We start from the raw sequence: 22,879 nt of genomic DNA, 5'->3' as shown, positions 1-22,879 counted from the left end.
CGCGCGGACGAACGCGGGGGCAACAGGGTGCGGCCCGCACGCCGGGAGGCGTACGGGCCGCAAGGGGTCAGCTAGCGGCGCTTCACTCGGAAGCGGCCTCGCCGCCCTCCTCGCCCTCGATGACGGGGATCAGGGAGAGCTTGCCGCGCGGGTCGATCTCGGCGATCTCGACCTGCACCTTGGCGCCGACGCCGAGGACGTCCTCGACGTTCTCGACGCGCTTGCCGCCGGCCAGCTTGCGGATCTGCGAGATGTGCAGCAGGCCGTCCTTGCCCGGCATGAGCGAGACGAACGCGCCGAACGTCGTGGTCTTCACCACGGTGCCCAGGTAGCGCTCGCCGACCTCCGGCATGGTCGGGTTGGCGATCTGGTTGATCGTGGTGCGGGCGGCCTCGGCGGCCGGGCCGTCGGCGGCACCGATGTAGATGGTGCCGTCGTCCTCGATCGTGATCTCGGCGCCGGTGTCCTCCTGGATCTGGTTGATCATCTTGCCCTTGGGGCCGATGACCTCGCCGATCTTGTCCACCGGGATCTTGATGGTGATGATGCGCGGCGCGTTCGGGGACATCTCGTCCGGGGAGTCGATGGCCTCGTTCATCACGTCGAGGATGTGCAGGCGGGCGTCGCGGGCCTGCTTCAGCGCGGCGGCGAGCACCGACGCCGGGATGCCGTTGAGCTTGGTGTCCAGCTGCAGGGCGGTGATGAAGTTGCGGGTACCGGCGACCTTGAAGTCCATGTCGCCGTACGCGTCCTCGGCACCCAGGATGTCGGTCAGCGCGACGTAGTGGGTCTCACCGTCGATCTCCTGGGAGATCAGGCCCATGGCGATGCCGGCGACGGCGGCCTTCAGCGGCACACCGGCGTTCAGCAGCGACATGGTGGAGGCGCAGACCGAGCCCATCGAGGTGGACCCGTTGGAGCCGAGCGCCTCGGAGACCTGGCGGATGGCGTACGGGAACTCCTCGCGCGAGGGCAGGACGGGGATGATCGCCCGCTCCGCCAGCGCGCCGTGGCCGATCTCGCGGCGCTTGGGCGAACCCACGCGGCCGGTCTCGCCGACCGAGTACGGCGGGAAGTTGTAGTTGTGCATGTAGCGGCGGCGCGTCTCCGGGGAGAGCGTGTCCAGCTGCTGCTCCATGCGCAGCATGTTCAGCGTGGTGACGCCCAGGATCTGGGTCTCGCCGCGCTCGAACAGGGCCGAGCCGTGCACGCGCGGGATGGCCTCGACCTCGGCGGCCAGGGTGCGGATGTCGGTGACACCGCGGCCGTCGATGCGGACCTTGTCCTTGATGACGCGCTCGCGGACGATCTTCTTGGTCAGCGCGTTGTAGGCGGCGCTGATCTCCTTCTCGCGGCCCTCGAACTCGGGGAGCAGTTTCTCGGCGGCCAGCGCCTTGACGCGGTCCAGCTCGTTGTTGCGCTCCTGCTTGCCCGGGATGGTCAGGGCCTGGGCGAGCTCGTCCTTGACGGCGGCGGTCAGCGCGGCGAGGACGTCGTCCTGGTAGTCCAGGAAGACCGGGAACTCGCCGGTCGGCTTGGCGGCCTGGGCGGCGAGCTGCGACTGGGCGGCGCAGAGGACCTTGATGAACGGCTTAGCGGCGTCGAGACCGGCCGCGACGACGTCCTCGGTCGGGGCCTCGGCACCGTCGCCGACCAGCTTGATGGTCTTGTCGGTGGCCTCGGCCTCGACCATCATGATCGCGACGTCGCCGTCCGGCAGGACGCGACCGGCGACGACCATGTCGAAGACGGCCGACTCCAGCTCGCTGTGGGTCGGGAAGGCCACCCACTGGCCCTTGATCAGCGCGACGCGGACGCCACCGATCGGGCCGGAGAACGGCAGGCCCGCCAGCTGGGTGGAGGCGGAGGCGGCGTTGATCGCGACCACGTCGTACAGGTGGTCGGGGTTGAGCGCCATCACGGTGACGACGACCTGGACCTCGTTGCGCAGGCCCTTGACGAAGGACGGGCGCAGCGGGCGGTCGATCAGGCGGCAGGTGAGGATCGCGTCCTCGGAAGGCCGGCCCTCGCGACGGAAGAACGAGCCGGGGATGCGGCCCGCGGCGTACATCCGCTCCTCGACGTCCACGGTCAGCGGGAAGAAGTCGAAGTGCTCCTTCGGCTGCTTGGACGCGCTGGTGGCCGACAGCACCATGGTGTCGTCGTCCAGGTAGGCCACGGCGGAGCCGGCGGCCTGACGGGCCAGGCGGCCGGTCTCGAAGCGGATGGTACGGGTGCCGAAGGAACCGTTGTCGATCACGGCCTCGGCGTAGAACACGTTCTCTTCCACCTGGAAGATCTCCTCTTTCGTACGTCTCCGGGAGAGCGTCCCCGCGTACTGCCTGCCGGCCGACCGGGTCCTCCCGTCAGGGAGGCCGGCAGTCGGGCCGGTCTTCGATCGAAGCCTCCGGGGCTCCCCGCTCGTCCGGCGGGGTTTCCGGGGGCCACTACCGAGGACCGGCGCCTCACGGCTGCCGGGCCGGGGCGGGCGGTCCGCGTCTGGACGCTCTCTCGGATGCGGGCGGCTTCCGTTTGAAGCCTTCGGCCCGCGGGGGTTCGGGTCCTTGTGCCCGGGTGGCGCGCTGGTGCGCCATCACCCGGCATGCCCACAACCCTACGGTGCAATCCTCGGGCACCCGGGGAGGTGCGCGCGAGTTGTTATGTCCGGGCGCCGCGGTTCGAACACCGCGGCATACGCGCGAGGGGCGGCTCCCCGGTGTGGGGAGCCGCCCCGAGCGGCGGTCTTAGCGGGCGCCGCCGGCGGCACCACGACGGATGCCCAGGCGGTCGACGAGCGTACGGAAGCGCTCGATGTCCTTCTTGGCCAGGTACTGCAGCAGGCGGCGACGCTGGCCGACCAGGATCAGCAGGCCGCGGCGCGAGTGGTGGTCGTGCTTGTGGGACTTCAGGTGCTCGGTCAGGTCCGAGATGCGACGGGAGAGCATGGCCACCTGGACCTCGGGGGAGCCGGTGTCGCCCTCCTTGGTGCCGAACTCGGCGATGATCTGCTTCTTGACGTCAGAGGCGAGAGCCACTGCAACTCCTTCGGGGTCTACCGAGCGGTCCTGGTCGACAGCACAGGACTCAGTGAGAACTCGGTGTCGTACGGGCGCGGCCGGCGGTCTGCGACCCACGGGGGCGGACACACGGCTGCGCTCGAGGGCCAAGCGTACCAGTGCCGCCCACGCCACCGGTCGGCGGGCCGGGGCGGGCGGCAGCGGAGGGGGTGCGGGCCGGTCAGCCGGTGGCGCCGCGGACCAGCCGGTAGACGTCCAGCACGGCGAGCGCGAGCGGGACCAGCGAGATCAGCGTGAGGCTGTCGACCAGGTCCAGGATGCGCCCCCAGAACGGGGAGACGCCCAGCCGGGGCACCACCAGGGCGATCGCGGTGAGCAGCGCGGCACCGAACGCGATCGAGGCGGCCAGCCAGACGGTGCGCAGGTCGACCTGGGCGGCGCTGGTGGCGCGCAGGACGTACTGCGGGGTGTGCAGGGACAGGCCGACGATCAGCAGGGAGAGGCCGAGCAGCCCGGCGATGGTGAGGCTGAAGACCTGCGCGGTGTAGCGGAACAGCCGGGCGCGCAGCATGGTGGCGATCCCCAGGGCGAGCGCGAGCAGCTCGGGGAAGGTCCGGTCGGTGAAGCCGAGCACGGCGCAGGAGCCGACCACGACCGCGGCGCAGCCGCCGACCAGGCCGACCAGCACCTCGTGGCCGCGGCGGGCCTGGTGGGCGATCCGCTCGTACTGGACGGCCTCGGCGCGCTCCGCCTCCTCGTCGTAGTCGCGGCTGCGGGTGCGGGTCTGGCCGGGGGCGCTGAAGCCGACGGGCAGCCGGGCGAAGCGGGCGGACAGGCCGGGCAGGAAGCCGACGGCGGCCACCGCGGCGACGCCGGTGACGGCGGCGATGTGGCCCGCCGGGGTCTCCGGCAGCAGGACGGCGGCGAAGGTGGCGAGCGCACCGGCGGCGGCGACCAGCGCGGCGGCGACGAACACCGCGTCCTGCTCGGGCAGCAGGCCGACCAGCAGCACGGCGACGACCAGGACGGTGACGCAGCCGGCCAGGAACTGGAGCCGGCCGGGGCCGTCCCACGGGTGGGTGACGGCGATCAGCCCGCTGCCGCCGATCATGGCGTGCGGCAGGGCGCCGAGGCCGAGCGCCAGGGCGGCGTGGGCGTCCTGGTAGACCCGGGCGCGGACGCCGGCCAGTGCGGTGAGGACGACGGCGGTGACGCCGGCCAGGACGCCGGGCAGGCCGTGCATGTCGTGGCGCAGGTCGGAGAACCAGAGCGCGAAGCCCAGCAGGGTGAGCAGGAGCCCGGCGCCGATCAGGCCGAAGGCCCGCATCAGCTCGGCGCTCCAGAACCGGCGGTCGGCCTCGACGGCGCTGGCGATGGCGTCGGCGACGTCGTCGTAGACGGCCGGCGGGAGCGACTCGGCGAAGGGGCGCAGCGCGAGCAGGTCGCCGTCGCGGACCTGCTGGGCGGCGAGCGGCAGGCCGCTGTCGAGGACGGTGCCGTCCCGGCGGACCAGGTGGAACCCGGTGGGGGCGCCGTCGGGCTGGGACTGGTTGGCCAGCCGGAGCACCTCGGGGTAGACGTCCGCGAGCGGGACGTCCTCGGGCAGGGCGACGTCGATCCGGCGGTCCGGGGCGACGACGGTGACCCGGCAGTAGCCGGTCGCGGCGGCGCTGCTCATGCCCGCCCCCCGCTCCGCCCGGCGGGTGCTCCGACGACGGGCCCGCGCTGCTCGCTCATGCCCGCACCTCGATCCTTCGACGCACTGGGCGCTCCCCCTCGTTGACGGTGCCGCGGCACGGCGGCACTCGGTGTGGCTGCTGCGCGGGCGTCCGGTCGTCCGTGAACGGGCCCGGCCGGGCCGCCGGTTGGCGCGGCGTTACCCTACCCGCTCGCTCCGTGCCCGGCGGCGGCGCGGGGCCGGGGCCGGCGGCCCGTGCGGGGCCTGGCGGGGGCGGCGGCGACGACCGTTAGGATCGGCGCCTGCGCACGGTACGGGGCGGCGGGCCCGACCCGGTACCTGCGGTCGGCGGAGCGGGGGCGGCGCCGTGCAGGCGCGTCCTCACCCGTGGTGAAACCCGTACGAGCCGTGCGGGTCCAGTTGCGTGAGGGCTGATGCCGAAGTGATCGATCGACGCCGCGGGGTGGATGACACATGGGTGTGATCACGGTCAAGCGCCCGGCCAGGGCCTATCCGCCGGCGGTGCCGGACGAGCCGGTGGAGCTGGTGAGCCCTCCCGAACTGCCCCGGCAGGGCGGCGAGGACTGGCTGATGAGCATCCTGCCGATGCTCGGCATGGGCGGCTCCGCGGTGTTCTTCTTCGCGCCCGGCGCCGCGGCCCCGATGAAGATCATGGGCGGTCTGATGATCGCCTCGACGGTCGGCATGGTGCTGGCGCAGATCGTGCGGGCCCGCAAGGGCGGCTCGACCGCGCTGGCGGACGAGCGCCGCGACTACCTCAAGTACCTGCAGCAGATGCGCCGCCAGGTGCGCCGCACCGCGGAGCGCCAGCGTGGCGCGCTGCTGTTCCTGAACCCCGCGCCGGACCAGCTGTGGTCGATCGTCGCGGACGGCCGACGGCTCTGGGAACGCCGCACCGGGGACGGCGACTTCGCCCAGATCCGGGTGGGCCTGGGCCCGGTGCAGCTGTCCACGCCGCTGGTGGCCCCGCAGACCGCGCCGATGGACGAGCTGGAGCCGCTGTCCTCGGCCGCCATGCACTCCTTCCTCAAGGCGCACGGCACCCTGCAGGACCTGCCGCTGGCGGTGTCGCTGCGCGCCTTCTACCACATCACCGTCTGCGGGGACGCGGACTCGGTGTACGGCAACGTGCGCGCGATGGTCGCCCAGTTGACCACCCTGCACTCCCCCGACGACCTGCTGGTCGCGGTGGCCGCGGCGCCGGGCGCCGCCGAGGAGTGGGAGTGGACCAAGTGGCTCCCGCACAACCAGCACCGCAAGGAGGCCGACGGCGCGGGCTCGCGCCGGCTGGTCGCCACCGACCTGGGCGAGCTGGAGCACCTGCTCCAGGAGGAGCTGGCCGGCCGCCAGCGGTTCGTCCGGGACGCCTCCCCGGTGGCCGACCAGCCGCACCTGGTGGTGGTGATGGACGGTGCCGGGGTGCCGCACGACTCGCTGCTGGCGGGCTCGGAGGGCGTGCAGGGGGTGACCGTCATCGAGGTGGTCCCGGGCGACCTGGACGAGCCGAGCGGGCACCTGATGGTGACGGTCGGCCCGCAGGAGCTGGTGCTGCGCTCGGCCTCCGGGGCGACGTACACCGGCAAGCCGGACCTCCTGTCGGTCTGGCAGTCCGAGGCGCTGGCGCGCCAGTTGGCGCCGTACCGGATCTCGGCCGGCGGTGACGACGAGCCGCTGCTGTCCAACCTGGACTTCACCGACCTGATGAACTCGGGCGACCCGGGCTCCTTCGACGTGACCCGCAGCTGGCGCCCGCGCGCGCAGCACGAGCGGATGCGGGTGCCGATCGGCGTCGGCGCCAACGGCGAGCACGTGTACCTGGACATCAAGGAGGCCGCGCTGGAGGGCATGGGCCCGCACGGCCTGTGCGTCGGCGCGACCGGCTCCGGCAAGTCGGAGCTGCTGCGCACCCTGGTGCTGGCGCTGGCGATGTCGCACTCCTCGGAGATCCTCAACTTCGTCCTCGCCGACTTCAAGGGCGGCGCGACCTTCTCCGGCATGGCCGACATGCCGCACACCTCCGCGGTGATCACCAACCTGGAGGGCGAGCTCACCCTGGTCGACCGCATGCGCGACGCGATCGAGGGCGAGCTGCACCGCCGCCAGGAGCTGCTGCGCTCGGCGGGCAACTACGCCAACATCCACGAGTACGAGCGGGCCCGAGCGGCCGGCGCGGCGCTGGACCCGCTGCCCTCGCTGGTGCTGATCATCGACGAGTTCTCCGAACTGCTCACCGCCAAGCCGGACTTCATCGAGATGTTCATCCAGATCGGCCGGATCGGCCGGTCGCTCGGGGTGCACCTGCTGCTGGCCTCGCAGCGTCTGGAGGAGGGCAAGCTGCGCGGTCTGGACACCTATCTCTCCTACCGGATCGGTCTGCGCACCTTCTCGGCGGCCGAGTCGCGGGCGGCGATCGGGGTGCCGGACGCGTACCACCTGCCGCCGGTGCCCGGCGTCGGGTACCTCAAGTTCGGCGAGGACGTGATGGAGCGGTTCAAGGCCGCGTACGTCTCCGGGCCCTACCGGGCGCCGGGGCAGCAGCGGTCGACCGGCGGGCACCGGGTGAACGCGCGGCCGGTGCTGTTCACCGCGGCCCGGGTGGAGCTGCCGGAGCCGGCGGCCGAGCAGGAGGTGCCGCAGACCCCGGAGCAGGACGACGCGCTGGTCGACACCGTGCTCGACGTGTTCGTGCAGCGGATGACGGGCCAGGGCCCGGCCGCGCACCAGGTGTGGCTGCCGCCGCTGGAGGAGGCGCCGAGCATGGACCACCTGCTGCCGCCGCTGCAGGTGGTGCCGGAGCGCGGCCTGACCGCGCCCGGCTTCCCGATGGGCCGGCTGCGGGCGCCGATCGGGATCGTGGACAAGCCCCGGGAGCAGAAGACCGACATCCTGGAGGTGGACTACGCGGGGGCGGCCGGCCACGGCCTGGTGGTGGGCGGCCCGCGCTCGGGCAAGTCGACGGTGGTGCGCACCACGGTCGCCTCGTTCGGGCTCACCCACACCCCGCTGGAGGTGCAGTTCTACCTGCTGGACTTCGGCGCGGGCAGCTTCCGGTCGCTGGCCGGGCTGCCGCACGTCGGCGGGGTCGCCGGGCGCCTGGACGTCGACAAGGTGCGCCGGATGGTCTCCGAGGTGCACGGGGTGCTGAACCGGCGCGAGGAGCTGTTCCGGGCCGCCGGGATCGACACCATCGGGACGTACCGGGCGCGCCGCGCGGCCGGGCAGCTGCCGGACGAGGCGTTCGGCGACGTGTTCCTGGTGATCGACGGCTGGAACACCTTCAAGCAGGAGTTCGAGGTGCTGGAGCCGGTGATCGGCGACATCGCCCAGCGCGGCCTCGGCTACGGCGTCCACCTGATCATCACCGCGGCGCGGTACGCGGAGGTGCGTCCGGCGCTGAAGGACCTGCTGCAGAACCGCACCGAGCTGAAGCTCGGCGACGCGATGGAGTCCGAGGTGGACCGCCGGGTGGCGCAGAACGTGCCGCCGCTGGCCGGGCGCGGCATCACCCCGGAGCGGCTGCACTTCCTGTCCGGCCTGCCGCGGCTGGACGGGTCCTCCACGGTGGACGACCTGCAGGACGGGGTGGCCGGCCTGGTGGCCGCCGTCGACGGGGCCTGGAGCGGGCCGCGCGCCCCGCAGGTCCGGATGCTGCCGGCCGTCCTGGACGGGCACGCGCTCCCGAAGGGCTTCGAGCACCCGGAGCGCGGCGTCGCGTTCGGCGTGGACGAGGCCGAGCTGGCACCGGCCTTCGTGAACTTCGAGACCGATCCGCTGTTCATCGTCTTCGGCGACACCGAGTCCGGGAAGTCGGCGCTGCTGCGGATGCTGGTCAAGCAGATCACCGAGCGGTACACGCCGGACCAGGCGGGCATCGTGGTCGGTGACTACCGCCGCGCGCTGCTGGGCGCCGTCCCGTCGGAGTACCTGGTGGAGTACGCGGCGGCGCAGCCGGCCATGGCGTCCGTCGTGGACATGCTGCGCGGGGCCTGCGCCCGCCGCCTGCCCGGCCCGGACGTGACCGCCGAGCAGCTGCGCAACCGCAGCTGGTACAGCGGCAAGGACATGTTCGTGATCGTGGACGACTACGAGCTGGTCGCGACGAGCTCGGGCAACCCGCTGGCGCCGCTGGCCGAGTTCCTGCCGTTCGCGCGGGACATCGGCCTGCGGGTGATCGTGGCGCGCAGCGCGGGCGGCGCCGGCCGCTCGCTGTACGAGCCGGTGCTGCAGCGGATGCGCGAGCTCGGCGGGCAGGGCGTGATCCTCTCCGGGAACCGGGACGAGGGCGCGCTGCTGGGGGCGGTCCGGCCGATGCCGCTGCCGCCGGGGCGCGGGGTGTTCGTGTCGCGCCGGGCGACCGGCGGGCAGATGGTCCAGACCGGCTGGCTGCCGGTGGCGTGACGGCGGTCCGGCTACGAACGGTGAACAGAGGGGCCGGACTCCGGGAGTCCGGCCCCTCTGCGTCCCAGGTGCTGAAACGTTACCTAGATCTTTCCGGGCCGGGGCTGCGGTTCCCGCACCCCGGGCGGGGGCCGCCGGACACGTCGGAGGCGCCTGGGCGTACCACTGTCCACCCGGGTCGATGCCTTTGAATATCAGCCTTCAACACTCTGTTCACCTTGGATTCACACGCGATGTGGCCGAGGTAACAAGTCGGACAAACCTCGCAATGACTGAAAGCGATCATCAGATCGCATGTTTATGCCCCGCACTGCAACGGATTCCGAAGCAGTTCCGGCGTTGACGCGATCAATACGCCCAAGGTTCCATTGCGCCCCGGGAGCGACCGACGAAGGACCCGAGCAGCCAGCCAGCGGAGGCGATACCGCTCCCACCCCCAGGACCGCACAGAGCCGATCGGAAGCCAGATGACCGACACGCTTCGCCCGCCACAGACCGTAGCCGCCACGGCGGCTGAGGGCGCCGCTCCCCAGCAGCTCAAGCGCTCGATCGGCGTCGTGGGCGGCACGCTGCTCACGCTGTCGTGCGTCACCCCGGCCTCCACGCTCTTCGTGATCGTGCCGGAGCTCTTCTCCAGCATCGGCAGCGCCACCGCCCTGGCCATCGCCATCGGCACCGTGCTCTGCGTGGCCGTCGCGTTCTGTTACTCCGAGCTCGGCACCCTGATCCCCAGCGCCGGCGGCGAGTACGCGATGGTCGGCACCCTGGCCGGCCGGCTGATGGGCTGGCTGGTCTTCGTGCTGTCGCTGATCGTGGTGATGATCGTCCCCTCGGTCATCGCCCTCGGCACCGCCGACTACCTCGCCCCCGTGCTGCACGTCGACAAGGCCATCACCGGCGCCGCCGTGATGCTCGCCGCCACCCTGGCCGGCCTGCTCGACCTGCGCGCCAACGCCTGGATCACCGGCATCTTCCTGGTCCTGGAGGTCATCGCCGCCGGTGTCGTCTCGGTCCTCGGCTTCGCCCACGCCAACAGCGGCGCCCCCAGCCTGCTGCACGGCGTCGTCAGCGGGGACGACGGCACCGCCACCACGGTGAGCATCGGCGCCGTCGTCGGCGCGCTCGGCATCGCCCTGTTCATCACCCAGGGCTTCTCCACCGCCGTCTACCTCTCCGAGGAGCTGGAGAACCCCCGCCGCAACGTCTCGCGCACCGTGCTCTGGACGCTCGGCATCTCCGCCGCGGTCATCCTCGTCCCGGTCGTCGCCATCACCGTCGGCGCCCCCGACCTGCAGACCCTCACCTCCGGCGACATCTCCGGCATGGTCACCGCCTGGAGCAACTCCGCGGTCGGCACCTTCATCAGCCTCTGCGTCGCGCTGGCCATCATCAACGCCGGCATCGTCATGGTCATCCAGAACTCCCGGGTGCTGTTCGCCTCCGCCCGCGACAAGGCCTGGCCCGAGCCGGTCAACAAGGCCTTCGCCACCCTGGGCCGGTTCGGCTCCCCGTGGATCGCCACCCTGGCCGTCGGCCTCCCCGGCGCCGCGCTCTGCTTCGTCAAGGGCGAGCTGCTGAGCAACATCACCGGCGTCGCCGTCACCGGGATGTACCTGCTGGTCGCGATCGCCGCGCTGCTCTCCCGCCGCGCCCACCACAAGCACGCCCCCGCCTGGCGGATGCCGCTGTGGCCGGCCGTCCCGGTGGTGCTGATCGCCGTCCTGGTCTACGTGATGACCCAGCTCGACGCCGAGCCCCTGCTGTGGACCGGCGGCATCACGGCCGTCGCCACCCTCTACTGGCTGTTCTACCTGCGCCCCCGGCAGGACACCCGCTGGGTGATCAGCCTCCCCGAGGACCAGCAGTCCTGACCCCCACCTCCCCCACCCCCCACGGCAGTGCCCCGGGCTCCCCCGCCCGGGGCACTGCCGTGTCCGGCACTACTTCTTGAGCTTCCAGACCGCCGCGGTGGCGATCGCCTTCAGCTGGTCGTCGCTCAGCGCCGCGGTGCTGCGGGTCGCCTTGGTCCGCTGGCTGCCGCTGTTGTACGCGGCGACCACCACCCGCAGGCCGTCCGCGTGCAGGGTGTCGACGATCCAGCCCGCCGGGTTGCCGGCCTGCTTGCGGACGACCACCTTGGTGCCGTCCGGCTGGGGCGCGACGCCGTCGAAGATCTCCCCGGCCGGGCTCTTGCCGCCGCTCCAGTCCTGCACGTTGATCTCCACCAGGGACTCTCCCCTGCCGTCGTCGACCACGAAGTTCGCGTAGCCCGGCTGGCCCCCGGTCTTCGCCTCGGTCAACCCGGCGGGCAGCAGCTTCGCGGCGATCGCGAGGATCTCCTCCTGGCCGTACTCGTGGCTGGTGTCCCGCGGCTTGACCGGCGCGGGCACCGGGATCGCGGCGATCACCCGGTCCCAGGACGCGTCGGTGACGACCGCCTTGAGCTGCTCGGCCGACAGCGGGGGCTGCGGGCGGCTGTCCGGCGAGTCCTTCTCCGCCGGGGAGTTCCACTCGGACAGTTCGATCTGGCGGCCGTCCGCGCCGATCAGCTTGGCGTTCCACCACTTGGTGGTGGCCCGCTTGTCCGGGTACTCGTAGCCCTGCAGCACCGTCAGCGTGCCGCCGCCGGGCAGCGTGGTGGTGGTGCAGGCGTCGTACGGGACGAGCTTCCCGTCCGGGCAGGTGTTCTCCGCCCGGCCCGGGTCGCCCTCCCCCAGGCGGCCCAGCGAGATGCCCATCGCGGACCTGCCCCTGCCGTCGTCGAAGACCAGCGAGGCGCCGGCGGCGACGCCGCCTCCCCACGGCTTGCCGTCGGGGGGCTCGGTGCCGGTGCCCCGCCCGTCGGTGACCTGCCCCTTGGGCAGCAGGGCCTGGAAGGCGGCCAGCACCTCGTCGCCGCCGACCGGCTTGACCGCCGGGGAGGCGGCGGAGGTGGCGGGCGCGGAGGGGGCCGCCGAGGGGGCACCGGTGCCGCTGCCGGCCGCCGGGCTCGGGGCGGCGGCCGCGCGCACCGGCGCCGGGCCGGCGGAGCCGGTGAGGTACAGCGTGCCGGTGCCCACCAGGGCCAGCGCGGCCGCGCCGCCCAGCACCGCGGCGGTGGAGCGCCGGCGCCAGCGGCTCCGGCCGCGCCGGTAGCCCCCCGCGACCAGGTCGGCCGGCTCGGTGCGGAAGCCCTCACCGGTGCGGGTCATGGCGTAGAGAAGATCGTCCTCGAACTCTTCGGGTCGGGACATGCGTGGTCACCGTCTCCTTGCGTCGCGGTCTGCGGGACGTGGTGTGCGGGAAGTGGTCTGCGGGACGTGGTCTGCGGGAGGTGCGTGCGGGAGGTGTCAGCGCGCGGCGAGCTCGGCCAGCGAGTCGCCGAGCAGGGCGCGCAGCCGGGCCAGGGCCCGGGTGGTGCGGGTGCGGACCGCCCCGGAGGAGACGCGCATCGCCTCGGCGGTCTCCTCGACGCTGCGGTCCTCCCAGTAGCGCAGCACCAGGACGGCCCGGTCCTTGGCCGGCAGCCGGCCGAGGGCGTCCAGCAGGGTCAGCCGCAGGGTGCTGTCCGTCTCCCGCCCCTCCGGTTCGGGGAGCTCCCCGGTGGGGCGTTCGGAGCTGGAACGGCGGCGCTGCTGGGCCAGGAAGGTGCGCACCATCACGGTGTGGGTGTAGGCCGCCGGGTTGTCGATCCGGTCCCGGCCGCCCGTCCAGGCGCTGCGCCGCCACAGCACGTACATCCGGCTGAGGGCCTCCTGGACGAGGTCCTCCGCGTAGTGGGTGTCGCCGCTGGTGAGCAGGCAGGCCGAGCGGTACAGGTGGCCGGTGCGGACCGAGACGAGTTCCAGGAACTCGGCGTCCTTGGCCTCCCGGCCCGACCTGGTCCACCCCATGCGTACCGCCCCCGTTGCCCGCGCTCCCCGACACCTCTTGGATGCGCCGAGGGCCCCGCGGTGTTACAGGCGGCCCACGGGACTCCTCCGACCACCGGAGGGGTGCTGCGCACACGGACCGGTCGGCCGCCGTGCGCAGCGGTCAGTCGGCGGACCGGCGGCGGTGGTCCCGCAGCACCACGCCGCCGCCGATCAGCAGGGCGACCAGCAGCGCCCCGGCGGCGACCACGTACGTCGCGGTGCGGCCGTCGCGGTCGGCCTGGGTCTCGCCGAGGCCGACCGGCTGCGGCACGATCGGGGCCGCCGCCAGCTGGACGGGGGCGTCCGGGGCCGGGGTCGCCGGTGCGGCGTCGGGCGCCTTGGTGACGGCCCGGACCGGGTCCACCACGCCCCAGCCGATGAACCGGTTCGGGCCGCGTTCGGTGCGCTGCGCGGTCTGCTCGATCCAGGCCCGCACCTGGGCCGGCTTCCAGTCCGGGTGGGCGCCGACCAGCAGCGCGGCGAGCCCGGACACGTACGGCGCGGCGAAGCTGGTGCCGTTGTCCACGCACTGGCCTCCGCGCGGGACGGTGGAGAGCATGTCGACCCCGGGCGCGGCGACCTTCACGAAGGAGCCGTACTGGGAGAACGGGGCGCGCTCGTTGTTGCGGTCGGAGGCGCCGACGGCGAGCACGGTCGGGAAGGCGCCCGGATAGGTGTCGCCCTCCTTGCCGTCGTTGCCGGTGGAGGCGACCACCACGGCGCCGCCGTCCTCGGCGGCCTGGACCGCGGCCTTCAGCTCGTTGTAGCCGCCGAACGCCGCGGTGCCCGCGCCGCGGACGTCCTGGGAGATGTTGATGACCCTGGCCTTGGCCCGGACCGCCTCGTTGACGGCCTGGACGAGGGTGGAGACGTCCCCGTTGCCGTCGCTGTCGTTCTGCCGGATCGAGAGGATCCGGGCGTCGGGGGCGAGCCCGACGAAGCCCGTCCGGTCGCTGCGCCCGGCCGCGATGATGCCGGCCACCTTGGTGCCGTGGCCGACCGGATCGTCCTTGGAGCCGCCCGGGACCTTCTCCTTGGTCTCCCGGTTGACCAGCAGGCTGGGGCCCTCCAGGACCTTGCCGGCCAGCTGCGGGTTCTGGTCGTCCACGCCGGTGTCGATGACCGCGACCAGCACGTCCCTGCCGGTGGTCCGCCCGCCCTGCCACAGCTCGTCCAGGAGCAGCCGCTGCAGCGACCACGGCACGGTCGGCACGTCGGGCGCGTTCTTGGGGCAGTCGCCCGCGGCGGCCAGCCCGGGGCCGCCGTCCGCCGCCGCCGGGGCCGCGAGCGGGCCGCCCAGCACCGCGAGCGCGGCCAGCACCGCGGCCGCCTTCCGGTACCCGCGTCCGGACACCCTGCCACCCCTCATGTCGTCCACCCCTGCCGCGCACCGGGGGCGGGCACCCGGAACCCGGGTACCCGCCCCCTCACGTCCCCGTCCGGGGACGCGTCGTCACTGCCAGAGCTTGGCGTTGTTGTCCTCGGTGGTCTTGTAGCTGGTCGCCGCGTTGTCCAGCGAGGTGGCGATCTGCGCGCAGACCTTCTGCAGGTCCGCGGCACGGGTGTCCCACTGGGTCTGGTACGTCTGGTAGCCCTGCTGGGCCGCGCCCTGCCAGCTGCCGGAGACCTTCTGGACGTCGCTCTTGAGGTCGTTCAGCAGGTGGTCGATGCGGCCGGCCGAGGCGCGCACCTCCTCCGCCGCGTGGTGGACGGTCTCGAAGTTGACGAGGATGTTGTCGGACACGGTGACTCCTTGACGAGGAATGCGGGGCGCCGCACGATCGGCCGCGGGCGCCCCGCCGAGCGGAAGGTCGGAACAGGCGGGTGGTCAGCGCGGTGCGGTGATCAGCCCTGCGCGGAGGCGAACAGCGCCTTCTGCTCCTCTTCGGTGCTCGCGTAGTGCTTGGTGGTCAGCTCGATCGCGTGCTGGATCGCCGTCAGCGACTCCTTCAGCTTCGCGATGTCGGTGTTCACCTGCTCCTGCAGGGTCTTGTAGGCGGTGGCCGCCTGGCCCTGCCAGCCACCGGTGACGCCGTCGACCGTGCTGATCAGCTTCTGCCGCTCGGCCTCGATCTTGCCGACCGCTTCCTCGATCCGCTTGGCGAACGCCAGCATCTCCTGTGCCGTCATCGTGAACTGACCCTGAGCCATGTTCCACCATCCCCCATGAGACAAGCCGTGTGTACGGAGGGCCTCCCGGCCCGAGCCGCCGCATCACCCTGGTGATGCCCACGTGCACTGTAGTCGGCGGGCGCAACCCGCCCAACACCGAGCACAGAGTAGTTACCAGACCATGACACGGTGGCCGAATCCGTTGTCCGGCCCCGCCCGTCAGGCGTTCTGCGGCTGCACGGCGCCCTTCGCGGTCAGCGGCGGACCGGCCGGCACCAGGTTGGACCACTCGCGCGGCACCGGCAGCGGTTGCAGCCCCTGGTAGCCCAACCGGGCCTGGTTGGCGCCGGGTTCGTCCTGCTGCTGGGGCTGCTGGTCCGGCGTGGTGGCACCCGGCTGCGGGGTCGGCGGCTTCGTCGCACCGCCCCCGCCCGACTGCCCCCCGGGCGGCGCGGTGGCACCCGCGGACGGCGCGGCGGCGGCACCCCGGCCACCGTCGCCGTTCGCCGGAACGGAGTACCGCAGACCGGTCTCGGTGATCAGGAAGTCGGTGCCGGAGCCGCCCGCGGTGTTGTCCATCGCCCGGTAGAAGAGGCCGTGACCGGGGGTCACGTAGGCCGCGCCGGCACCGTTGTTGTACGGCGCCGGGTACGCCGGGCCGGCCCAGACGCTGCGCCTGGGCGTGCGGCCGTCCTCGCCGACGCCGTCGAAGGTGCTGCAGACCACCGGGCGCGGGTCCTGGCGGTCCTGCCAGTTGTTGGCCGGCGCGGCGGCCTTCAGCGGCCAGTCGTCCCCGGCGTTCGGCAGCCGGGTGTCGCCGCCGAACGCGGCGTGGTCGGCCGGGGTCATCTCGTCGCTGCGCGGCTTCCTGTCCGCGTCGTACTTGTAGAGGACCTGGTAGGCCGGGTTCTGCCGGATCAGCTCCGCCTGGAAGGCCGTCACCAGGTACAGCCGGTCCTTGCCGACCACGTAGTTCCGGTCCTGGTAGTGCACCAGCCGGCCGATCCGGCGGTCGGCCTGGTTGCCCAGCGCCACCGAGGAGTTCGGCCCCTGGCTGTCCGCCACCCCGTCGATCTGCGGGAAGACCACCGGGCTGCCCGGCACCAGGGTGTCCAGCCACTCGCGCTTGACCCGCTGCGGCACCGCGTTGGGCCCGAAGACCGCGGTGATCAGCGCCTTGCGCTCCTTGTCGTCCGCCTGCGGGGACCCGATCTCGTGCTTGCGCCCCTGCGCGTCGACCAGGAACACCTTCGCGTCTCCCGGCCGGGCGCCCGGCTGGCCCGGCGCCGGCTGCACCGAGACCTGCTGCTCGTCCGCCTGCTGCACCAGCAGCAGTTGGTCCGGGCCGAGCATCCGGTCCCTGGCCGAGAGGGCCGCCGCGTCCTGGCCCGCCGCCACGAACACGGCCTGGTTGACGGTCTCCTGCTTGTCGTCCGAACCCGGGCGGTCGCAGACCGACCACTTCATCGGTCGGCCCGCGTTGTCCTTGCTCGGCAGCTTGTCCGGCGCGTACGGGATGCCGATCGTCGGCCCGTGGTTGGGGTAGGCGTCGAGCACCCCGTCGTCCACCACGACCACCTTGGCGTCGGCCGGCAGCACCAGCCGCGCCGAGGACATGTTCAGCACCTGGTGCAGCCGCTTGGTCCGGCCGTCCGGATCCGTCAGCACCACGTACCGGGTGGTCGACTTCTTGCCCTGGATGACGCTCTTGCCGTCGTCCCAGTGCAGCGGCGCGCTCGGTTTGAACACCCCCCACAGGCCGAACCCGGCGACCACCAGCGCCCCGACCAGGACGCTCGGCAGCACCGCCTTGACCGGCCGCGGCGCGTCCTCGTCGCTGCCGCCGCCGGCGGGCTGCAGGAAGGCCCCCACCGTGCGCTTGCGCGCGAACGTGTACGCGTTCAGCTCGTCCCGGCGCGATGCCATCCTCGTCGTCCCCCTCGTCGGACATGGTCAGACCGGCCTGCCCCGCCGCCCGCACCCGCCGGGCGGCGACCCGCGCGAACCCTCTACGATGCGGCAGCAGCCGGTGAGTACCGTACGGGTAGGGTCCGCGAACCAGCCAGCCGGGCCGCGACAACCGATCAGAGAGGTCACCGGGGGATGCCAAGCCAGACCGCTCCAGGACGCCGCGACCCGGCAACGGGCGGGAGGTCGCGCCGCTCCGGCCGGGCGCAGCGCGGCACCGCGGCCGCCGGGGCCGCTCCCGAACCGCCGCGGCCCGGTGGCGGCGGGCCCGTCGCGGTCCGGGTCAACCCCCGGCCCGGCCTGCTCGGCGGCCGGCTGAAGCTCCAACAGCTCGTCCTGGTCGAGGTCGCGGCCGCGCTGGTCGCGGTCGGCTGGACGATCAGCCGGCCGGTCGCCGCCGGGTTCGGCGCGGTCGCCCTGGTCCTGGTCGTGTGCGCCGCGGTCCCGCTGCGCGGGCGCACCGTCGCCGAGCTGCTGCGGGTGCGCGCCGCCCTCAAGTCCCGCCGCCGGCAGGCCCGCAGCACGCTCCCCCCGGCCGGCACCGACCCGGCGCTCGCGCCGGCCCTGGAGCTCGAACCGGCGCTGCGCACCTGCACCCACGCCACCGAGGCCGACCTCGGCGGCCGCCCGGTGCGCCGCGAGACCGGCATGGTCGGCGACGGGACGTTCCTCAGCTCCGTCCTGCTCGTCCAGGCCAAGGACCAGCCGCTGCGCCCGGTGCGGACGGCACTGCCGCTGCCGCTGGACGTGGTCTGCTCCGCGCTGACGGTGGACGACATCACCCTGGAGTCGGTGCAGCTCGTCCAGCACACCCAGCCGGCCCCGGCCCCGCACCTGCCCGAGCAGTCCCTCGCCGCCCGCGCCTACCGCGAACTCCCGGACGGCACCGCCACTCCGGGCCTCCGGCTGACCTGGGTCGCCCTCAAGCTCGACCCCGAACGGGCCGCGGCCGCCGTCCGGGCCCGCGGCGGCGGCGAGGAAGGCGCCCGCAAGGCGTTGCAGCGGGTCACCGACCAGCTGGCCGGGCGGCTCAACAGCGCCGGGTTCAACGCCACCGTGCTGGACGAGCGCGAACTGATCGCCGCCCTGGCCATCTCCACCTGCGCCAATCCGATCGCGGTGGCCGGTCGCCAGGGCACCGGCAGCGGCGGCGGCACCACCCGCCGCACCCAGGAGGGCAACCGGTTCTGGCGGATCGACGACCGCTGGCACAGCACCTACTGGATCTCCCGCTGGCCGCAGCTCAGCCGCCCCGGCGGCGCCCCCGGCCGGATCGCCGCCCCCGACCTGGTCAACCTGATCACCGGCACCCCGGCGCTGGCCAGCACCTTCAGCCTGACCGCCGGGCACGGCACCGGCGGCTCGGTCACCGTCAGCGGCCACCTGCGGGTCACCGGGCGCAGCGAGAGCGAGGTGGTCCAGGTCGGCCGCCAGGTGGAGACCCGGGCCCAGGGCGCCGGGCTCGGCCTCGTCCGGCTCGACCTGGAACAGGCCCCCGGGGTGCTCGCCACCCTGCCGCTGGGAGGAGCGTCCTGATGGCGTACCAGACCTATCCGGCCCCCGGCCCGCAGCACGGCGCCGAACGGCCCCGGGTGCGGGCGCGGATACTGCCCGGCTTCGGGCTGCGCGGCCCCCGGCGGGAGAAGCACGTGCTCGACCCCGCGGACCTCGGGGCGCTGGCCTTCCCGGTCGGCGACGACGGCGTGGTGATCGGCGCCGACCCGCAGGGTCAGCCCGCGGTGCTCGGCCTGTTCCGGCCCAGCGCCTACGACCTGGTGCTGGTCGGCGGCGTGTGGACGGCCCAGGTCATCGCGCTGCGCGCGGCCGCGACCGGCGCCCGGGTCGCGGTGGAGACCGCCCGCGGGCAGCTCTGGGGCCCGCTGGCGCAGGCCGCCGGCGGGGGACAGCCGTGCGTGACGGTCCACCAGGTCGGCCGGCTCGGCCCGCAGGGCGCCTCGGTGACCTCGCCGGTCCTCGTCGTCCGCGACCTCGGTGCCCGCCCGCCGCGCAGCCGGCTCTCCGCCGCCCCCTGGCAGACCACCCTGACCCTGCTGCCCTACCTGGGCCCCAACGCGGCCCGGGTGCTCAACGCGGCCGACCTGGTGGGCCTGCAGCGGATCTCCCCGCAGGAGGCGGAACTGACCGGCCGGGTGCTCTCGCTCCCCCCGGAGGACGTCGCCGCCCTGCCCGCCCTCGGCGACGACCTCACCCTGTGGACCACCCGGATGCGCCGTCAGTACGTGCGGGCCGTCGCCGGGCCGGCCGAGCAGCAGGTTCTCGGCGGGCCGCGCCGGATGGACTGAGCCGCCGATCCCGGCCGGGGCCCCGGTCGGGATCGGACGCCGCCTTCAAGGGGGGTTGCCGCACGGCCTAGTCTGTGATGCGGCAACGGCACCGCTGAACAAGCGGCGGCGAACACGAGGGAGCCCTAGTGAGCAGCGATCGGGACGGCGTCTACGTCGGCGACAACGCGGCGGAGGACGACGACGACTGGTCGGACGCGCCTGACTACACTCCCCCGTCCTGGTACGTGCAGACGGACGCCGCGGCGGCCCCGGCGACCCCGGCCCCGAACCCCGCCGGGCCGACCGCCCCGGTGGCTCCGGCCGCTCCGGTGGCCCCCGTCCCCCCGTCGGCACCGACCGCCCCGGCCCCCGCAGGCCAGGCACCCGCCGCTCAGGCACCCGCCGCTCAGGCACCGACCGCCCCGGCCCCCACCGGCCCGGCTCCGGTGGGCCCCGCCGCCGGCCCCTACCCGGCCGCGCCGGCTCCGGTGCCCGCGCAGGCGCAGCCCCAGGCGCCCGTGGCCGTCCCACCCGTCCAGGCCGAGGCGCAGCACGTCCCGTTCCCGGTGGCCACCCCGGCGCCGGACCCGGCCGCCCCCGCCCCGGTCGCCCCGCAGCCGGTCACCCCGCAGCCGGTCCCCGCCCCGGTCGCCCCGCAGCCGCAGCCCGCCGCCGCCGAGTACCCGCAGGCCGTCGCCCCGGGCTGGCCGGCGGCCGAGGCCCCGGCACAGCCGCACCCGCAGCCCGCACCGCTGCAGCAGCCCGGCCCCGTCCCGGCCGCGCAGCAGCCGTACCCGGTCCCGGCCGCCCAGCTGGCCCCGGCCGCCCAACCGGTGGCGCCCGCCCAGCCGGTGGCGCCGCAGGCGTACCAGCAGCCGGTCCCCGCCCACCAGCCGCAGGACCCGCAGGCCGCCGCGTGGGGCGCCGCCCCGCAGGCCCCGTTCCAGCCGGACCCGGCCCAGCCGCAGCCCGCGGCCCCGCAGCCGGCGCCGGTGGACCCGCGCCAGGGAGGCTGGCCGCAGCCCGCCGCCTACCAGCAGCCGGCCCAGCCGCAGCAGCCCGGCCCGGGGCAGCCGTGGCCGCCGCAGGGCGGCCAGCCGCAGGCGCAGCCCGCCGCGTTCCAGCAGGCCGCCGCGCCGCAGCAGGTCGCGCACGGCGCTCCGCTGGGCTACACCGCCGCGGTCGAGCTGTCCTCGGACCGGCTGCTGCGCAGCCAGCCCAAGCAGCAGCGCCAGCAGCCGCGGTTCCAGTTCGGCGGCAAGGCGGCGGCCGCCGAGAAGTCCCGGAAGCTGGAGATCATCCGCACCCCGGTGCTGAGCTGCTACCGGATCGCCGTGATCAGCCTCAAGGGCGGCGTCGGCAAGACCACGACCACCACCGCGCTCGGCGCGACCCTGGCCAGCGAGCGCCAGGACAAGGTGATCGCGATCGACGCCAACCCGGACGCCGGCACCCTGGGCCGCCGGGTGAAGCGGCAGACCGGCGCGACCATCCGCGACCTGGTGACGGCCATCCCGCACCTGCGCAGCTACATGGACATCCGTCAGTTCACCTCGCAGGACCTCAACTCGGGCCTGGAGATCCTGGCGAACGACGTCGACCCGGCGGTCTCGACCACCTTCAACGACTCGGACTACCGCCAGGTCATCGACGTGCTGGGCCGCCAGTACCCGATCATCCTGACCGACTCCGGCACGGGTCTGCTGTACAGCGCGATGCGCGGGGTGCTCGACCTGGCCGACCAGCTGATCATCGTCTCCACCCCCAGCGTGGACGGTGCCTCCAGTGCCTCGACCACCCTGGACTGGCTCTCCGCGCACGGCTACGCGGACCTCGTGCAGCGCAGCATCACGGTGGTCTCCGGAGTGCGCGAGACCAGCAAGATGATCAAGGTCGAGGACATCGTCGCGCACTTCCAGACCCGCTGCCGCGGGGTGGTCGTGGTGCCCTTCGACGAGAGCCTGGCGGCCGGCGCCGAGGTCAACCTCGACATGATGCGGCCCAAGGTCCGCGAGGCCTACTTCGAGCTGGCCACCCTGGTCGGCGAGGACATCGCCCGGGCCCAGCAGGCCGCCGCCCAGCAGGCCGGGTGGCAGCAGCAGGCGCAGGCGGCCCCGTACCCGCCGCAGGGCGGCCAGCCGGCCCCGCAGCCGTACGCGGGACAGCAGGGACTGCCCGGCCAGGCCGCCCAGCCGGCCCCCGGGGCGCCCTGGGCGCCGCAGCCCGGCCAGACCCCGCCGCCGGCCGGGTACGGCTACCCGCCGCCGCAGCCCGCCCCGACGGCCTGGCCGCAGCCCGGCCAGCAGCCCCCCGCCCCGCAGCCGGGCCCGGGCTACGGCTACCCGCCCGCCCAGGGCCAGCCACCGGCCCAGCCGGAGGGCTACCCGCCGCCGCCCGGGTACGGCTACCCGCCGCCGCAGCCCCAGCAGTGACGCCGAAGGGCCCGCCGACCTCGTGGTCGGCGGGCCCTTCCGCGCGGGCGGTGCGGCGCTCGGCGGCCGGCACTCGACGGCCGGCGCTCAGCAGCCGGCGCTCAGCAGCCGGTCAGCGGCCGGTCAGCGGCCGTCGGTCAGCTCGCGGGCCTGCTTGACGTCGTCGGCCATCCGGTCGAGCAGCGCCTCGATGGAGTCGAACTTCTCCATCCCGCGCAGGTACGCCAGGAAGTCCACCGCCACGTGCAGCCCGTAGAGGTCCAGGCCGACCCGGTCGATGGCGTAGGCCTCGACGGTGCGGCTGGTGCCGTCGAAGGTCGGGTTGGTGCCCACCGAGATGGCCGCGGGCATCCGCTCGCCGTCGGCGGTCAGCCAGCCCGCGTACACGCCGTCGGCCGGGATGGCGCTGTGCGCCACCGTCTCCACGTTGGCGGTCGGGAACCCGAGCTCGCGGCCGCGCTGGGCGCCGCGCACCACCGTGCCCTCAACCCGGTGCGGGCGGCCGAGGACCTCTCCGGCGCCCGCCATGTCGCCGGACTCGACCAGGCTGCGGGTCAGCGTGGAGGAGAACGGCCGGCCGTCCCCGGCGCTGCCGCTCACCTGGAGGTCGACCACCTCGACGTCGAAGCCGGCCGCCCGGCCCAGTTCGGCGAGCAGCGCGACGTCCCCGGCGGCCCGGTGCCCGAAGCGGAAGTTGGGGCCCTCGATGACGGTCCGTGCGTGCAGCGCGTCCACCAGGACCTGCTGCACGAAGGTCTCCGGCGACTCCTGGGAGAGCTCCGGGGTGAACGGCAACACCAGCACCGCGTCCACGCCGAGGCCCGCGATCAGCTCGGCGCGGCGCGCCTGCGGGGCGAGCAGCGCCGGGTGGCTGCCCGGGCGGATGACCTCGCGGGGGTGCGGGTCGAAGGTCACCACGACCGCGGGGAGGCCGAGTTCGCGGGCGCGCTCGACGGCCCGGCCGATGATCAGCTGATGCCCGCGGTGCACCCCGTCGAACGAACCGATGGTGACGACGCTGCGTCCCCAGTCACCGGGGATCTCCTCCAGGCCACGCCAGCGCTGCACCCTGACC

The 22,879-nt window shown here is 73.9% G+C and carries 15 protein-coding genes; 5 read left to right on the top strand and 10 right to left on the bottom strand.

Features of this window, described 5'->3' with window-relative positions:
* Positions 1-82: 82 nt before the first annotated feature.
* From ACIRS1_RS35890 to eccD, 3 genes are all read right to left on the bottom strand, one after another.
* Entirely contained in the window at positions 83-2,290 is a 2,208-nt protein-coding gene (locus tag ACIRS1_RS35890; protein ID WP_360214402.1) for a polyribonucleotide nucleotidyltransferase, read from the bottom strand.
* Between the two features lie 454 nt (positions 2,291-2,744).
* A complete protein-coding gene (gene rpsO, locus ACIRS1_RS35885; protein WP_360214403.1) occupies positions 2,745-3,035 on the bottom strand; it encodes a 30S ribosomal protein S15 in 291 nt (96 codons plus the stop codon).
* Between the two features lie 202 nt (positions 3,036-3,237).
* A complete protein-coding gene (eccD, locus tag ACIRS1_RS35880; RefSeq protein ID WP_402846662.1) occupies positions 3,238-4,695 on the bottom strand; it encodes a type VII secretion integral membrane protein EccD in 1,458 nt (485 codons plus the stop codon).
* 474 nt (positions 4,696-5,169) lie between these two features.
* Between eccD and eccCa the strand changes: the two genes are divergently transcribed.
* Positions 5,170-9,114, top strand: coding sequence for a type VII secretion protein EccCa (eccCa, locus tag ACIRS1_RS35875; RefSeq protein ID WP_402846660.1), 3,945 nt, complete (start codon positions 5,170-5,172; stop codon positions 9,112-9,114).
* A gap of 467 nt (positions 9,115-9,581) precedes the next feature.
* Positions 9,582-10,985: an APC family permease gene (locus ACIRS1_RS35870; RefSeq protein ID WP_360214409.1), complete on the top strand. Its 1,404-nt coding sequence runs from the start codon at positions 9,582-9,584 to the stop codon at positions 10,983-10,985.
* 69 nt (positions 10,986-11,054) lie between these two features.
* Here the strand turns inward: ACIRS1_RS35870 and ACIRS1_RS35865 are convergent, their stop codons facing one another.
* The 6 genes from ACIRS1_RS35865 to ACIRS1_RS35840 form a co-directional block, all read right to left on the bottom strand.
* Positions 11,055-12,347 (bottom strand): hypothetical protein, encoded by a 1,293-nt coding sequence (locus tag ACIRS1_RS35865; RefSeq protein ID WP_402846658.1) that lies wholly within the window; start codon positions 12,345-12,347, stop codon positions 11,055-11,057.
* 96 nt (positions 12,348-12,443) lie between these two features.
* Positions 12,444-12,986 (bottom strand): SigE family RNA polymerase sigma factor, encoded by a 543-nt coding sequence (locus ACIRS1_RS35860; protein WP_402846656.1) that lies wholly within the window; start codon positions 12,984-12,986, stop codon positions 12,444-12,446.
* Positions 12,987-13,128: 142 nt separating this feature from the next.
* Positions 13,129-14,361 (bottom strand): type VII secretion-associated serine protease mycosin, encoded by a 1,233-nt coding sequence (mycP, locus tag ACIRS1_RS35855; protein WP_402846654.1) that lies wholly within the window; start codon positions 14,359-14,361, stop codon positions 13,129-13,131.
* A gap of 99 nt (positions 14,362-14,460) precedes the next feature.
* Positions 14,461-14,751 carry a WXG100 family type VII secretion target gene (locus tag ACIRS1_RS35850; RefSeq protein ID WP_360214417.1) on the bottom strand — a complete coding sequence of 97 codons (291 nt, stop codon included), beginning with the start codon at positions 14,749-14,751 and terminating at the stop codon, positions 14,461-14,463.
* A 101-nt stretch (positions 14,752-14,852) separates the two neighbouring features.
* Positions 14,853-15,158 (bottom strand): WXG100 family type VII secretion target, encoded by a 306-nt coding sequence (locus ACIRS1_RS35845; RefSeq protein ID WP_360214419.1) that lies wholly within the window; start codon positions 15,156-15,158, stop codon positions 14,853-14,855.
* 180 nt (positions 15,159-15,338) lie between these two features.
* Complete coding sequence (locus ACIRS1_RS35840) at positions 15,339-17,045, bottom strand: type VII secretion protein EccB (protein ID WP_402846651.1); 1,707 nt, start codon at positions 17,043-17,045, stop codon at positions 15,339-15,341.
* A 177-nt stretch (positions 17,046-17,222) separates the two neighbouring features.
* Between ACIRS1_RS35840 and eccE the strand changes: the two genes are divergently transcribed.
* From eccE to ACIRS1_RS35825, 3 genes are all read left to right on the top strand, one after another.
* Complete coding sequence (gene eccE / locus ACIRS1_RS35835) at positions 17,223-18,623, top strand: type VII secretion protein EccE (RefSeq protein ID WP_402846650.1); 1,401 nt, start codon at positions 17,223-17,225, stop codon at positions 18,621-18,623.
* Positions 18,623-19,390 (top strand): hypothetical protein, encoded by a 768-nt coding sequence (locus ACIRS1_RS35830; RefSeq protein WP_360214425.1) that lies wholly within the window; start codon positions 18,623-18,625, stop codon positions 19,388-19,390. The genes eccE and ACIRS1_RS35830 overlap by 1 nt, the downstream gene beginning before the upstream one ends.
* A 128-nt stretch (positions 19,391-19,518) precedes the next feature.
* Positions 19,519-21,804, top strand: a complete 2,286-nt coding sequence (locus ACIRS1_RS35825; protein ID WP_402846648.1) for a MinD/ParA family protein — start codon at positions 19,519-19,521, stop codon at positions 21,802-21,804.
* 123 nt (positions 21,805-21,927) lie between these two features.
* On the opposite strand, the gene ACIRS1_RS35820 is transcribed toward ACIRS1_RS35825, so the two are convergent.
* Positions 21,928-22,872, bottom strand: coding sequence for a bifunctional riboflavin kinase/FAD synthetase (locus ACIRS1_RS35820; protein ID WP_402846647.1), 945 nt, complete (start codon positions 22,870-22,872; stop codon positions 21,928-21,930).
* Between the last annotated feature and the right edge of the window lie 7 nt (positions 22,873-22,879).

Origin of the sequence: Kitasatospora sp. NPDC101176 (genome assembly GCF_044768035.1) — a bacterium.
GTDB lineage: Bacteria > Actinomycetota > Actinomycetes > Streptomycetales > Streptomycetaceae > Kitasatospora.
This window is presented reverse-complemented; position numbering and strand designations above follow the sequence as displayed.

Coding starts and splice junctions, on each gene's coding strand:
- eccE (WP_402846650.1), top strand. CDS start 17,223: ATGCCAAGCCAGACCGCTCCAGGACGCCGCGACCCGGCAACGGGCGGG.
- ACIRS1_RS35840 (WP_402846651.1), bottom strand. CDS start 17,045: ATGGCATCGCGCCGGGACGAGCTGAACGCGTACACGTTCGCGCGCAAG.
- eccD (WP_402846662.1), bottom strand. CDS start 4,695: ATGAGCAGCGCCGCCGCGACCGGCTACTGCCGGGTCACCGTCGTCGCC.
- ACIRS1_RS35860 (WP_402846656.1), bottom strand. CDS start 12,986: ATGGGGTGGACCAGGTCGGGCCGGGAGGCCAAGGACGCCGAGTTCCTG.
- ACIRS1_RS35830 (WP_360214425.1), top strand. CDS start 18,623: ATGGCGTACCAGACCTATCCGGCCCCCGGCCCGCAGCACGGCGCCGAA.
- eccCa (WP_402846660.1), top strand. CDS start 5,170: ATGGGTGTGATCACGGTCAAGCGCCCGGCCAGGGCCTATCCGCCGGCG.
- ACIRS1_RS35845 (WP_360214419.1), bottom strand. CDS start 15,158: ATGGCTCAGGGTCAGTTCACGATGACGGCACAGGAGATGCTGGCGTTC.
- ACIRS1_RS35865 (WP_402846658.1), bottom strand. CDS start 12,347: ATGTCCCGACCCGAAGAGTTCGAGGACGATCTTCTCTACGCCATGACC.
- ACIRS1_RS35870 (WP_360214409.1), top strand. CDS start 9,582: ATGACCGACACGCTTCGCCCGCCACAGACCGTAGCCGCCACGGCGGCT.